Source organism: Streptomyces sp. NPDC048671 (assembly GCF_055587045.1).
Map to the genome: position 1 here is coordinate 38,341 of NZ_JBVJHB010000012.1, position 13,224 is coordinate 51,564.

Annotated in this window: 12 protein-coding genes and 1 riboswitch; of the genes, 6 read left to right on the forward strand and 6 right to left on the reverse strand. The window is 73.1% G+C overall.

Features of this window, described 5'->3' with window-relative positions; all coding sequences use genetic code 11:
- Nucleotides 1–27: 27 nt before the first annotated feature.
- Nucleotides 28–124, reverse strand: a riboswitch (cobalamin riboswitch).
- Nucleotides 125–207: 83 nt separating this feature from the next.
- From cobG to ACZ6S6_RS24445, 3 genes are all read left to right on the forward strand, one after another.
- Nucleotides 208–1,527, forward strand: a complete 1,320-nt coding sequence (cobG, locus tag ACZ6S6_RS24435) for a precorrin-3B synthase (RefSeq protein WP_362960449.1) — start codon at nucleotides 208–210, stop codon at nucleotides 1,525–1,527.
- 109 nt (nucleotides 1,528–1,636) lie between these two features.
- The gene (locus ACZ6S6_RS24440) at nucleotides 1,637–2,263 is read left to right on the forward strand and encodes a precorrin-8X methylmutase (RefSeq protein ID WP_362960446.1); all 627 of its coding nucleotides are present in this window, start codon (nucleotides 1,637–1,639) and stop codon (nucleotides 2,261–2,263) included.
- 2 nt (nucleotides 2,264–2,265) lie between these two features.
- Nucleotides 2,266–3,771: a precorrin-2 C(20)-methyltransferase gene (locus tag ACZ6S6_RS24445; RefSeq protein ID WP_362960349.1), complete on the forward strand. Its 1,506-nt coding sequence runs from the start codon at nucleotides 2,266–2,268 to the stop codon at nucleotides 3,769–3,771.
- Here the strand turns inward: ACZ6S6_RS24445 and ACZ6S6_RS24450 are convergent.
- Nucleotides 3,756–4,517, reverse strand: coding sequence for a cobalt-precorrin-6A reductase (locus ACZ6S6_RS24450; protein WP_469706930.1), 762 nt, complete (start codon nucleotides 4,515–4,517; stop codon nucleotides 3,756–3,758). The two genes, ACZ6S6_RS24445 and ACZ6S6_RS24450, sit on opposite strands and share 16 nt — an antisense overlap.
- 11 nt (nucleotides 4,518–4,528) lie before the next feature.
- Here ACZ6S6_RS24450 and ACZ6S6_RS24455 point away from each other — a divergent pair, with 11 nt between their 5' ends.
- Nucleotides 4,529–5,644 (forward strand): cobalt-precorrin-5B (C(1))-methyltransferase, encoded by a 1,116-nt coding sequence (locus tag ACZ6S6_RS24455; protein ID WP_469706931.1) that lies wholly within the window; start codon nucleotides 4,529–4,531, stop codon nucleotides 5,642–5,644.
- Between the two features lie 31 nt (nucleotides 5,645–5,675).
- Here the strand turns inward: ACZ6S6_RS24455 and cobM are convergent, their stop codons facing one another.
- Together cobM and cbiE are read right to left on the reverse strand one after the other, a co-directional pair.
- Nucleotides 5,676–6,425 carry a precorrin-4 C(11)-methyltransferase gene (gene cobM / locus ACZ6S6_RS24460; protein WP_469706932.1) on the reverse strand — a complete coding sequence of 250 codons (750 nt, stop codon included), beginning with the start codon at nucleotides 6,423–6,425 and terminating at the stop codon, nucleotides 5,676–5,678.
- The gene (gene cbiE, locus ACZ6S6_RS24465; protein WP_469706933.1) at nucleotides 6,422–7,684 is read right to left on the reverse strand and encodes a precorrin-6y C5,15-methyltransferase (decarboxylating) subunit CbiE; all 1,263 of its coding nucleotides are present in this window, start codon (nucleotides 7,682–7,684) and stop codon (nucleotides 6,422–6,424) included. The genes cobM and cbiE overlap by 4 nt, the downstream gene beginning before the upstream one ends.
- Before the next feature lie 154 nt (nucleotides 7,685–7,838).
- Between cbiE and tsaD the strand changes: the two genes are divergently transcribed.
- Complete coding sequence (gene tsaD / locus ACZ6S6_RS24470) at nucleotides 7,839–8,927, forward strand: tRNA (adenosine(37)-N6)-threonylcarbamoyltransferase complex transferase subunit TsaD (RefSeq protein WP_469706934.1); 1,089 nt, start codon at nucleotides 7,839–7,841, stop codon at nucleotides 8,925–8,927.
- 386 nt (nucleotides 8,928–9,313) lie between these two features.
- Here tsaD and ACZ6S6_RS24475 read toward each other — a convergent pair whose 3' ends face one another.
- The 3 genes from ACZ6S6_RS24475 to ACZ6S6_RS24485 all read right to left on the reverse strand — a co-directional run bounded on the left by ACZ6S6_RS24475 (nucleotide 9,314) and on the right by ACZ6S6_RS24485 (nucleotide 11,507).
- Nucleotides 9,314–9,835, reverse strand: a complete 522-nt coding sequence (locus ACZ6S6_RS24475; RefSeq protein ID WP_362960328.1) for a hypothetical protein — start codon at nucleotides 9,833–9,835, stop codon at nucleotides 9,314–9,316.
- Nucleotides 9,836–10,020: 185 nt separating this feature from the next.
- A complete protein-coding gene (locus tag ACZ6S6_RS24480) occupies nucleotides 10,021–10,896 on the reverse strand; it encodes an ABC transporter permease (RefSeq protein ID WP_469706935.1) in 876 nt (291 codons plus the stop codon).
- Complete coding sequence (locus tag ACZ6S6_RS24485) at nucleotides 10,893–11,507, reverse strand: ABC transporter ATP-binding protein (protein WP_362960323.1); 615 nt, start codon at nucleotides 11,505–11,507, stop codon at nucleotides 10,893–10,895. The genes ACZ6S6_RS24480 and ACZ6S6_RS24485 overlap by 4 nt, the downstream gene beginning before the upstream one ends.
- A gap of 341 nt (nucleotides 11,508–11,848) precedes the next feature.
- Between ACZ6S6_RS24485 and ACZ6S6_RS24490 the strand changes: the two genes are divergently transcribed.
- Nucleotides 11,849–13,216, forward strand: coding sequence for a flavin-containing monooxygenase (locus ACZ6S6_RS24490; protein WP_469706936.1), 1,368 nt, complete (start codon nucleotides 11,849–11,851; stop codon nucleotides 13,214–13,216).
- Nucleotides 13,217–13,224: the final 8 nt, after the last annotated feature.

Here is a 13,224-nt window from a genome sequence, read left to right on the forward strand (position 1 = left end):
CGGCCGTGGCCGGGTGGACGGGGAAGGGAGTTCCTGACTCACCCGGTCGGTGCGACCGGGTTCACAGTGGCGGGACCGCGCCGGAATCGCACCGGGCTTCCTCCCCTGTCGCCATCTGTGGCGACGACGGGCCGGACAGCCCGTCGCTAGGCATAGTAAGGGGCACCTATCAACTGGGGCTCATACGGATCTGATGAGATGGTCGGTATGCTCGCCGCCATGCCCCCACCCGCCATCCTTCCCGCGCGCACAGGAGACGCTTCTCCCCGTGCCCGTGGCGACGCCTGCCCCGGGACGCTGCGGCTGCACCGGGCGGACGACGGGGCGCTGGCCCGCATCCGGATTCCCGGCGGCGTGCTGAGCGCGGCGCAGGCCGACGTGCTGCGGGAGTTGGCGCAGCGGCTGGGCGACGGTGAGTTGCATCTCACTTCGCGCGGCAATGTGCAGCTGCGCGGCCTGGGCCAGGACTGCGGCGGCGAACTGGCCTCCGCGATGGCTGAGTCGGGGCTGCTGCCCTCCGAGCGCCACGAGCGCGCCCGCAACGTCGTGGCGTCCCCGCTCTCCGGGCTCGACGGCCGGGGAGAGCGGGACATCCGGCCGTGGCTGTCCGCGGTGGACGAACTGCTGTGCGCGAGTGACGCGGCGGCCGGTCTGTCGGGGCGGTTCCTGTTCGCGCTCGACGACGGACGCGGCGACGTGGACGCGCTCGGCGCCGATGTGACCCTGCTGGCGCGGAGCGACGGCGACGCGACTCTGCGGGCCGGCTCCATGGAAAGCGCCGTACGGATACCTGACGCACGGGCGCCGCAGGCCGCCCTGATCGCCGCCGAGGCCTTCCTCCACGCGGCGGCCGGCTCCGGTGCCTGGCGTGTGCCGGATCTGCCCGGGGACGGCGAGCCGCTCCTCGACGAGGTCGTACGGCGGCTGCGGCAGGCCGGCATCAGCTGCGAACGCACCGCCGTCCCCGTCCGCCCGGGGAAACCCGCGCCCCCGGATCCCGGCGTCGTGACCGGCCCGCACGGCACCGTCGCACTGTCCGCCGGTGTGCCCCTGGGGCGCGTCGGCGCCGGCCAGTGGCAGGCGCTGACCAGCACCGCCAGGCACCACGGGAACGGCGAACTGCGGCTGACCCCGTGGCGCGGCGTCGTCGTACCCGGACTGGAGCCGGGGCGGGCCGCGGACGTGCTGGACCGGCTGGGGGCCGCCGGACTGATCATCAGGCCCCACTCCCCCTGGACCGGCGTGGGAGCCTGCATCGGGCGTCCCGGCTGCGCCAAGTCCCTGGCCGACGTGCGGACCGAGGCCACGGCGGCCGTGGGCCCCCCGGGCGCACTGCCCGTGTACTGGTCGGGGTGCGAACGCCGCTGCGGCCACCCGCGCGGCGAGTGGGTCGACGTCGTCGCCACCCCGGACGGCTACCAGGTCCGCACGGTGCGCGGCGAGGAGCGGGGCTCCCCGCTGACCGTCCCCGCCGGCCCCCCGGCGCTCGCGGCCGCCGTGGCGGCGGCCCGGGGCACCGTCGGCTGACACCGCCCCCGCCCGGCACCGCGACACCTGTACGTTCCACGCCCGACGGATCCTTCCCCGCCCCATGCCCCATGGCCCCTTCCCGCCCGATGAAGAGAGCGACAGCACTGTGCACCAGTACGAGAAGGACGGACCGGCCATCTATCGCCAGTCCTTCGCCACGATCCGCGCGGAGGCGGACCTGTCCGGCCTGCCCGCCGATGTGAGCCAGGTCGCGGTCCGGATGATCCACGCCTGCGGGATGGTCGACCTCGTACGCGACCTCGCCTTCACCCCGGACGCGGTGGCCCGTGCCCGCGCGGCACTGCGGGCGGGCGCGCCCATCCTGTGCGACGTGGCCATGGTCGCCAGCGGTGTCACCCGCAAGCGGCTGCCCGCGGACAACGAGGTGGTGTGCACCCTGTCCGACCCGTCGGTGCCCGCACTCGCGGCGGAACTCGGCACGACCCGCAGCGCGGCCGCCCTGGAGCTGTGGCGCGACCGGCTGGACGGTGCGGTCGTCGCCGTCGGCAACGCGCCCACCGCCCTGTTCCGGCTGCTCGAACTCATCGAGGAGGGCGCACCGCGCCCCGCCGCCGTCATCGGGGTCCCGGTCGGTTTCGTCGGTGCCGCCGAGTCCAAGGACGCCCTGGCCGCGCACCCGTCCGGCCTCGACCACCTGATCGTGCGCGGCCGGCGCGGCGGCAGCGCCATGGCGGCCGCCGCCCTCAACGCCATCGCCAGCGAGGAGGAGTAAGCGTGAGCGAGCAGAGGAACGGCCGGCTGTACGGGGTCGGGCTCGGCCCCGGCGATCCGGCCCTGATGACCGTACGAGCCGTGGACGTCATCGCTGATGCGGATGTCGTCGCCTATCACAGCGCCCGGCACGGACGGTCCATCGCCCGGTCGATCGCGGCCGCGCACATCCGCGCCGACCACATCGAGGAGGCGCTGGTCTACCCCGTCACGACGGAGACCACGGACCACCCGGGCGGCTACCGGGGTGCGATGGAGGACTTCTACACCGAGGCGGCGGCCCGCCTGGCGGTGCACCTCGACGCGGGGCGCACGGTCGCGGTGCTCGCCGAGGGCGACCCGCTCTTCTACGGCTCGTACATGCACATGCACAAGCGCCTGGCCGACCGCTACCCCACCGAGGTGATCCCCGGAGTCACCTCGGTCAGTGCCGCGGCCGCCCGGCTCGGGACCCCGCTCGCCGAGGGCGAGGAGGTGCTGACCATCCTGCCCGGCACCCTGCCGGAGGAGGAGCTCACCGCCCGGCTCGCCGCCACCGACGCCGCGGTGGTGATGAAGCTGGGGCGCACCTTCCCGGCCGTCCGCCGCGCCTTCGAGGCGTCGGGGCGGCTGCCCGAGGCCCACTACGTCGAACGCGCCACGATGGCCGGGGAGCGCACGGGCGACCTGGCCGGGATCGACGCCGGCTCGGTGCCGTACTTCGCGGTCGCGGTCCTGCCCAGCCGGATCGACAGCCCCCGCCCCGAACGCGCCCCGGGCAGCGGCGAGGTCGCCGTGGTCGGCACCGGCCCCGCCGGACCGCTGTGGCTCACGCCCGAGACCCGCGGGGTGCTGGCCGCCGCCGACGACGTGGTCGGCTACACCACGTATCTGGAGCGGGTGCCGGTCCGCCCCGGACAGCTCCGGCACGGCTCGGACAACAAGGTCGAGTCCGAACGCGCCGAGTTCGCCCTGGACCTGGCCCGTCGCGGACGGCGGGTGGCCGTGGTGTCCGGCGGTGATCCCGGGGTCTTCGCCATGGCGACGGCCGTCCTGGAGGCGGCGTCCCAGGAGGAGTACGCGGACGTGCCGGTGCGGGTGCTGCCGGGTGTGACGGCGGCCAACGCGGCCGCCGCCCGCGCCGGAGCGCCGCTGGGCCACGACTACGCCACGCTCTCGCTCTCGGACCGGCTCAAGCCGTGGGAGGTCATCGCGGAACGGCTGCGCGCGGCGGCCTCGGCGGACCTGGTGCTCGCGCTGTACAACCCCGGCTCCCGCAGCCGGACCTGGCAGGTCGGCAAGGCCCGTGACCTGCTCCTGGAGCACCGGTCGCCGGACACACCCGTGGTCCTCGGCCGGGACGTCGGCGGTCCGGCCGAGAGCGTACGCACGGTACGGCTGGCAGATCTCGACCCGGCCGAGGTCGACATGCGCACGATCCTGATCGTCGGGTCCTCGCAGACGCGCTGGGTGCGCCGTGGTGACGGGCGGCAGATCGTCTGGACGCCGCGCCGCTACCCGGAGGGCTGAGCCCCGGTGCCCCCGCGCAGCCAGGCGAGGGCCAGGTCGGGGGTGCCGGCCACCGCGACACCCTCGGGAACCGGTGGGCGGCGCACCACGATCACCGGGATCCCCGCTTCGCGGGCCGCGGCGAGCTTGGGCGCTGTGGCGGCGCCGCCGCTGTCCTTCGTGACGAGGACGTCGATACGGTGCCTGCGGATCAGCTCGCGCTCCCCTTCGAGGCTGAACGGGCCCCGTCCGAGCAGCACCTCCATCCGGGCGGGACGCGGGGGTTCGGGGGCGTCCACCGAGCGCATCAGGAACCACAGCCCGTCCAGCTCCGCGAAGGCGGCCAGCCCCATGCGTCCCGTGGTGAGGAACACGCGCCGCCCCAGCGCGGGCAGCGTCCGCGCCGCCTCGGCCAGCGAGCCGACCGGGTGCCAGTCGTCGCCGCTGCCGGGCACCCAGCCGGGGCGGCGCAGGGCCAGCAGGGGAACATGGGCAGTCGCGGCGGCTGCCGCCGCGTTGAAACTGATCGTCCCGGCGAAAGGATGGGTGGCATCGATGAGCGCGTCCACCTGGTGCGTGCGCAGCCACGCGGCAAGGCCGTCGGCTCCGCCGAATCCGCCGACGCGCACCTCGCCGGGCGGCAGCCTCGGACTGGCCACCCGCCCCGCGAGCGAGCTGGTCACCCGGTCTCCCTCGGGCAGGGCGGCCACCAGGAGTTCGGCGAGGCGGCGGGCCTCCGTGGTCCCGCCGAGTACGAGTACGTGCATGGGATCCATCCGTGGGTGAGGCGAAGGGCGGGCGCAGCGCCCAACTCAAACACACCGGCCTGCGGCCCGGCTGGACGACCGGTGCCTGTGCGACCGCGGCGGCCACGGCCGCGTACACCGCCCTGCTGACCGGGGACTTCCCCGACCCGGTCACCATCACCCTGCCCAGGGGCCAGACCCCGGCGTTCGCGCTGGCGGTGGAGGAGCTGGCCGAGGGGCGGGCCATGGCGGGGGTGGTCAAGGACGCCGGTGACGACCCGGACGTCACCCACGGCGCTCTCGTACGGGTCACCGTCCGAAGGCTGCCGGCGGGCTCGGGAGTGGTGTTCAGGGCCGGGCCCGGCGTGGGCACGGTCACCCTGCCCGGCCTGCCGCTCGACGTGGGCGAGCCCGCCATCAACCCCGTGCCCCGCCAGATGATCCGCGACCACCTCGCGAGGGTCGCCGAGGCACATCGCGGTTCGGGGGACGTCGAGGTCACCGTCTGCGTCGACCACGGCGAGGAGATCGCCCGCTCGACGTGGAATCCGCGGCTGGGCATCCTGGGCGGCCTGTCGATCCTGGGCACGACCGGCATCGTGGTGCCGTACTCCTGCTCGGCGTGGATCGACTCGATCCGGCGCGGCGTGGACGTGGCCCGTGCGGCCGGCCACACCCACGTGGCGGGCTGCACGGGTTCCACCTCGGAGAAGACCGTCGTGGCCGAGTACGGGCTGCCGGAGATCGCCCTGCTGGACATGGGCGACTTCGCGGGCGCCGTGCTGAAGTACGTACGCCGTCATCCGGTGGCACGGCTGACCGTCTGCGGCGGGTTCGCCAAGCTGTCGAAGCTCGCCGCCGGCCACCTCGACCTGCACTCGGCCCGTTCCCAGGTCGACAAGCCGTTCCTGGCCGGGCTGGCCCGGCGGGGCGGCGCGGACGAGGCCCTGGCCGCCGAGGTGGCCGGCGCGAACACGGGACTCGCGGCGCTCCAGGCGTGCCAGGCACGCGGTGTCCCCCTCGGGGACCTGGTGGCCATGGCCGCGCGGGACGAGGCGCTGACCGTGCTGCGCGGGGCGCCGGTCGCCGTCGACGTCATCTGCATCGACCGGGCGGGCACGGTCGTCGGGCGCAGCAGCGTCCGCTGACCGGCCGGCCGGCCGCCGGGGTGAGGCGCCGTCAGCAGACGTGCCGGTCGCGTCCGGGCGAGTAGAGGTGGCTGTCGCGGAACTGATCGGCGCCGAGCGTGCGGCCGACCATGATGACGGCGGTACGGATCACGCCCGCCGCCTTCACCTGCTCCGCGATGCCGTCGAGCGGTCCGCGCAGGATGAGCTCGTCGGGACGGGAGGCGAGAGCGACGACGGCGGCCGGGCAGTCGGCCCCGTAGTGCGGCAACAGCTCCTCGACGACCCGGTCCACGTACTTGGCGGCGAGGTGCAGGACGATCAGGGCCCCGCTGCGGCCCAGTGTCGCCAGGTCCTCGCCCTCGGGCATCGCCGTGGCGCGGTTGGCCACCCGGGTGAGGATGACGGTCTGGCCGACCGTGGGCACGGTCAGCTCCCGCTTGAGTGCCGCCGCGGCGGCCGCGAACGCGGGCACGCCGGGGACCACTTCATAGGGCACGTCGGCCTCGTCGAGGCGCCGCATCTGTTCGTTGACCGCGCTGAACACCGAGGGGTCGCCCGAGTGCAGCCGCGCCACGTCGTGGCCCGCCCGGTGCGCGTCCGTCAGCTCGGCCGTGATCTGGTCGATGTCGAGCTGCGCGGTATCGATCAGCCTGGCTTCCGGGAGGCATTCGGCGAGGAGTTCGGGGGGCACCAGGCTGCCCGCGTACAGGCACACCCCGCAGGCGGCGAGCAGGCGTGCGCCCCGCACGGTGATCAGGTCGGCCGCGCCCGGACCCGCGCCGATGAAGTACACGGTCATCTGTTGTCTCCTGCTTGTTCTGCGCGGGCTTCCACTGGGAGCCCCGCGATCGGGCTGATCGAGGGTTTGCGTACCGACCACTGGGTGACCGGCATCGCCTGCCGCCAGCCGGTGAAGCCGCCGACGGGCACGGCGTGCGCGACGGCGAGACGGACCAGATCACCGCCGCGTCGGCGGTACTGCTCGGTGAGCAGCGCCTCGGACTCCAGCGTGACGGTGTTGGCGACCAGGCGGCCGCCGGCCGGCAGCGCTTCCCAGCACGCGTCGAGGAGTCCGGGCACGGTCAGCCCGCCACCGATGAACACGGCGTCGGGCACGGGCAGTCCGGCCAGGCTGCCGGGGGCCCGGCCGGTGACCACGCGCAGGCCGGGCACACCGAGGTGTGCGGCGTTGCGGGTGATGCGCTCGGCCCGTACGGCGTCGCGCTCCACGCTGATCGCCCGGCACGAGGGGTGGGCGCGCATCCACTCGACCGCGATGGACCCCGAGCCGCCGCCGATGTCCCACAGCAGCTCGCCCGGGGCGGGTGCGAGCACGCCGAGGGTGGCGGCCCGGATGTGGCGCTTGGTGAGCTGGCCGTCGTGTTCGTACGCCTCGTCGGGCAGGCCGGGGACGGCGCCGAGGCGCGGGGTGCCGGGGGCGCTCCGGCATTCGACCGCGATGACGTTGAGCGGATCGCCGGGCGGGTGCGCCCAGGTGTCCGCGGTTCCCTCGGCACTTGCTTCGTCCTCGCCACCGAGCTGTTCCAGGACGCGGAGCGGGCTCGGTCCGAAACCGTGTTCACGCAGCAGCGCGGCGACCACGGCGGGGGTGCCGGCGTCCGCGCTGAGTACCAGCAGCCGGCGGCCGTCGTACAGGGCCGCGGCCAGCCGCGCCGCGGGCCGGCCGACCAGGGTGACGACCTCGGTGTCCTCAAGGGGCCAGCCGACGCGGGCGCAGGCGTAGGACACGGACGACGGGTGCGGCAGGACGCGCAGCTCATCGGCGCCGAGCACTTCGGTGAGGGCCCGGCCGATTCCGTAGAACATCGGGTCGCCACTGGCCAGTACGGCGATCCTGCTCCCCGCGTGCTCGGCGAGCAGGCCGGGAACCGCGGGCCGCAGCGGCGAGGGCCAGGCCACGCGCCGTCCCGCGCACTCCGGCGGGAGCAGGCCCAGCTGGCGCTCACCGCCGATCAGGATCTGCGCGGCGATGAGCGCCGAGCGTGCGGTGTCAGGGAGGCCGGACCATCCGTCGGCTCCGATTCCCACGACGCTCACTGCAGGTGGAACGGGGTGTGCGGCGGGTTCGGGAGTCACGGACGATACCTCGGTGTTCGGGGGCTGGCGCACCCGAACTCTACTGTCCGGCGCCGGCCGGACACCGGCCAGGTGGACTTCACCTACCCTTATTGCACAGAGCATGCAATTAACAATGAAATGCAGGAGGACAGGCGTGGGATCCCCACTGGTGCTGGGCATTGAGTCCTCGTGCGACGAAACCGGCGCGGGTCTCGTACGCGACGGCCGGCTGCTCGGGCACGCGGTCGCGTCGAGCATGGACGAGCATGCGCGATTCGGCGGAGTGGTCCCGGAGATCGCCGCGCGGGCGCATGTGCACTCCTTCACCCCCGTCGTACGGGAGGCACTGGACCGGGCCGGGCTGCGGATGGCGGACATCGGGGCAGTGGCCGTGACGACCGGGCCCGGCCTTTCCGGCGCGCTCCAGGTGGGCCTGGCCGGTGCGAAGACCCTGGCGTTCGCACTGGACGTGCCGCTGTACGGGGTGCACCACCTGGCCGGTCACGTCGCCGCCGACACCCTGGAGCACGGGCCGCTGCCCGATCCCTGCATGGTGCTGATCGTCTCGGGCGGCCACACCTCGCTGCTGCTCGTACGCGATCTGGCGCGGGACCCGATCGTGCACCTGGGCGACACCATCGACGACGCGGCGGGCGAGTGCTTCGACAAGGTGGCCAGGGCGTTCGGGCTGCCGTATCCGGGCGGTCCGGCCATCGACCGCGCCGCGAGGAAGGGCGATCCGCGCGCCGTGGCGTTTCCCCGGCCGCTGACCGGGCCGCGGGATTCGCGCCACGACTTCTCCTTCTCGGGGCTGAAGACCTCCGCCGCGCGCTGGGCCGAGCAGCACCGGCTGCGCGGTGAGGAACTGCCGCTGGAGGACGGGGCGGCCTCGCTTCAGGAGGCCGTGGCCGACGTACTGACGCGCAAGGCGGTCGCCGCCTGCCGTGAGCACGGTGTGGGAACGCTGGTCGTGGTGGGCGGGGTGGCTGCCAACTCCCGGGTGCGGGCGCTGTCCGAGGAACGCTGCCGGGCCGCCGGGATCACCCTGCGGGTGCCGCCGCTGAAGCTGTGCACCGACAACGGCGCGATGATCGCGGCGGTCGGCGACCTCCTGGTCCGGGCGGGAGCCGAACCCGCCCCGCTGGACATGTCCATCGACCCGTCCGCCCCCCTGGAGTACGCCGCCCTTCACCCCGTCGCCCGTGCTGTCGGGGCGGCGTGAGGGGATTCCTGTTCCAGCGGCCCCTGTTGGCGGAAGCCGCTCACCCTGCCTCCGTCAACTGGCGGGAGACGTATGTCATGTGCTGGCTGTGGCCGGCCCGGATCCACGCTCCCGCACCTCCGGTCCCTTGTGTGCCGGCGCCCCCGCGCGCACTGTTCGAGCCGGCAGTCGCCGTCGCTGAACCCCGCGCCGCGGAACTCCCGCGTCTCGGTGATCTGCCGCGCGAGGAGGGCGTGGGGAGACCCCTGGCACCTTACGGGGGGAGGTAAGGGCCAGGGGCCGGTCTGCTGCCTGCCCGAGCAGGGGGGCGGGTGATTCGTGGTCGTCTTCCCGAGGAGTTCGGGGCTCCTGGGGTTTCGTCAGGCGGCCACCCGCCCGGCGTTCCGCTACCAGCCGGCCTTCACCCCGTCGTAGGCCGCACGGCAATCGGCGTTGGTGGCCTCCGCGGCCAGCTTCGTCATGGAGTTCTTCCAGACCTTCTTGGCCAGTTTCTCCAGCTCCCGCGTCTCGGCGGGAATGCTCGGGGCGTACTGCTTGATCGTCGCCATGGAGGACTTGGCGAACTTGTTGCACGCGGGGCCGGCGGCGTTGCGGTAGCGGGTGTCCAGGTCCGTGGCGACCGCCTGCCCGTTCTCGGTCGCCCAGGTGTTCCAGGCCGCGCACGCCACCTCGGTGAGGGCCTTCTGGTCGGCCTCGCTCAGGCCCATGATCTCGACCAGCATGGTGTTCTGGACCTTGTCGGGGACCGTGAAGTTCGCGACGGGGAACTTGTCGAGGGTTCCGAGCAGCGCCGTCTGACAGGCGGGGGGCAGCGGGGCCGCCTGTGCGGTGGAGGGGACGGCCAGTGCTGAGACGGACAGGAGAGCCGCCGTAAGGACAGTGCGCTGGACGGTACGCGAAAGACTCATGGGGCAGTGCTCCTTGCACGAAAGGGCGTGTCGGTCCGGGCACCGCGTCAGCGCCCGACGGCTACAGAACGATCACCGTCTTCCCCAGGTCACGGCTTCTGTCGTCGGGACGGCCGATGGCACACAGTGTCGTCGGCCGTCCGTGCGACGAGCGAACTCCCGCGGAGCGGCCGGTGGTCCGGCGATCACGTGGGCCGTACGCGCTCCGCGGACGAGCCGGGCTCCGCCGAGGCCAGGGCTCCGTCGGTGCCCTCCGCCGTCCCGCGCCCGGAGGCAGCCGGACCCCATGGCTTCCGTTCCGGTGTGAGCGCGTTCCGGGTGCGCCGGCGGAAGACCAGGAACCCGGCCGACGCGGCGCCGATGAGCCAGAGGAACTGGATCACGAGGCCCTGGGCGGCTGATGCGTCGGAGAAGGCCGCGGACATGCTGGCCTGCACAGCTCCGTACGTCGGCAGGAAGCGCACGACGGCGCTGTCCGACCCCGAGCTGGAGAGGGGGTTCTGCAGGGCGACGTCGAGAATGCTGATCATCAGGATGGCGAACATGCCCTCCACCTCTCGGCGGAGTACCGATCCGAAGACCACGCCGAGCGCGCCATACGTCAGGGCGGCGCAGAACAGGGCGGCCGCGAGCATGACGGGCTGCCGCGGCGGCCAGGCGCATCCGACGGCGGCCGTGGCGTACGCGGCGACGGCGGCACAGACCAGCGTGAGCGCGGAGAGCTTGGCGAGGACGAGGTGATACCGCGGGTATCCCGCCATGGCCAGGCGGCGGTCGAAAGCGCCGCCCGTGAAGGTGGCGGCGAACATCATGAAGCCGGCGATCAGGGTGACCGCGTTCAGCGCGCCGGTGATCTGGGTGAGGTGGTTGCCGGGCGGGGACAGGACCTCGCCGGTGGCCCGCAGCCGGAAGGGTGCCGGCTGGTCGGGAATGGTCACATAGGCCAGGCCGATCCACACGGGGATGTACACGACCACCAGCAGCATCGCGAAGTGGTTGCGGGCATGTCCGATCAGCGCGTACCGGGACGCCGTGGCGAACAGGGACCAGTGCCGCCTCATGCCGCCGTCCCCGCACGCCGTTCCTGCCGGTGGAGGCGCCCGCCCTCCAGGCGCCACAACAGGTCCAGCCGGTCGATGTCGTACGCCAGGTGCGAGACGACCAGCACCGAGTGCCCGGCGTCGCGCAGCTTCGTCGCCAGCTCCCAGAAGCGCAGATACGTCTCCCAGTCGAAGCCCTGGTAGGGCTCGTCCAGCAGGAGTACGTCCGGATCGTGCATGAGCGCCAGGGTCAGGTTCAGCTTCTGTCGCGAGCCCCCGCTGAGCAGGCCCGCGCGCTGGTCGAGGTACTCGGTGAAGGCCAGGACCTCCATCACTTCCTCGGCCCGCCGCAGGTCCGCGAGCCCGTACGCCTTCTTGAAGAAGTCGAGGTGCTGGCGGACGGTGAAGGAGTCGTTCAGCACCACGGACTGCGGGCAGTAGCCGAACCTGCCGTCGTGCCGCACCGAGCCGCGGTCCGGCCCGAGTTCACCGGAGAGGATCTTCAGCAGAGTCGACTTGCCCGCGCCGTTCTCCCCGACGATCCCGGCGAGGGCGCCGGGCCGCAGCCGAAGGTCGACGCCCCGGAGAACGGCGTGCTGCCGGTAGGAGTGGTGCACATCTGTGACGTCCATCGTGTTACTCCGTCGTACCAGGTCTTCCTGATGGCCGCGGAACCGGTCCGCGTCTTCCGGTCGGCGGGGGTCCTCCGGTCGGCCGCTCGGCGGCGTAACCGGTCCGCTGCTGCCCAACGAGCAGGCCGAGCAGCGGAAACGGCGCCGCGAGCGCGCCCGCTGCCCGGCGTCAATCCTGTGCACGACGTGTCACCCGCGCGATCATGCCTGTCCCCGAACAGCGGCCCCGAGGCCGCGGGCTGGCTAGCGTGACCGGGGCCGCTGCCCGCGGTCCCGTTCCACGCGCGCACCGGCGGCGTCGCGCCCATAGGGAAGGTCAGTCAGCCATGCGGAGAACGTGCGTGATCGGAGCAGGCCCGTCCGGCCTGGCCGCGAGCAAGGTCCTTGCCTCGCGCGGCGTTCCCTTCGACTGCTTCGAGGCCGGTTCGGGCATCGGCGGGCTCTGGCGGTACGGCAACGACAACGGCATGTCGGGGGTGTACGCGTCGCTGCACGCGAACATCTCGAAGGAGAGCATGTCCTTCTCCTCGCTGGCCATGCCGGAGACCTACCCGGTCTTTCCGCACCACAGCAAGGTCCTCGCCTACCTGGAGGACTACGCCGCGTCGTTCGGTCTGCACCGCCACATCGCGCTCGGCACGGAGGTCACCTCGGTGCGGCCCCTGGACGGCGGCGGCTGGGAGGTCGTCCGCCGACGCCGCGGGGACGCGGCCGCGGATGAGGAGGCGCAGCGCTACACCGAGGTGGTCGTGGCCAACGGTCACCACTGGGACCCCCGTCTCCCGGACCCTCCCGTGCCTGGGGCCGAGCACTTCGAGGGGCCCGCTGTCCACTCGCACGACTACCGCTACCCCGAGCCGTACGCCGGCCGGCGGGTACTGGTGATCGGTATGGGCAACTCCGCGTGCGAGATCGCGGCGGAGATCTCCCGTACGGCGGCGCGGACGTTCCTCTCCGCACGCGAGGCGGTGCATGTATTTCCAAAGATGCTGCTCGGCCGGCCGGCGGATCACCTGGTGTGGAGCCCGCTGTCCCGTCTTCCGCGGTTCCTCAAGGGCCCGGCGATGGCGCTCCTCCTGCGGCTGACCCGTGGTGCCCCGGCTCACTACGGGCTCCCCGAACCGGTCCGCGGCCCCCTCGCCGCTCACCCCTCCACCTCGGACGAACTCCTCGTCCAGCTGGCTCGGGGCGCGGTCACCCCGAAGCCCGGCGTCAGCTCCTTCGGCCGGGACACGGTGGCCTTCACGGACGGCAGCCGCGAACCCGTGGACGCCGTGGTGTACGCCACCGGTTACTCCATCTCCTTCCCCTTCCTGGCCCCCTCCGTCTTCGCCGCTCCGGACGGCCGCACGGAGCTGTATCTGCGCACGACGCCGCCCCGGCTCCCCGGGCTCTACTTCATGGGGCTCGCCCAACCCGCCGGCGAGGCCTTCCCGTTGCTCGAACCGCAGGCGGAATGGATCGCCGACCTGATCGAAGGAGCGGTCGCGCTGCCGTCCCCGGCGGACATGTCGCGGGCCATCGCCCGCGACTGGCAACTCCATGACAGAACCTATGTGTCCACCTACCGCCACGGGATCGAGATCGACGTCCGCTCCTACCGAAGGGCCCTCCGTCGGGAAATCCGAGCGGGCAGACGCCGAGCACGCGGTGCGGTCCCACCCCTGTCCGGCGTGGCCGGCCCCGCTCCGGTGTCCGACGCCGTGTGATCCGCTCC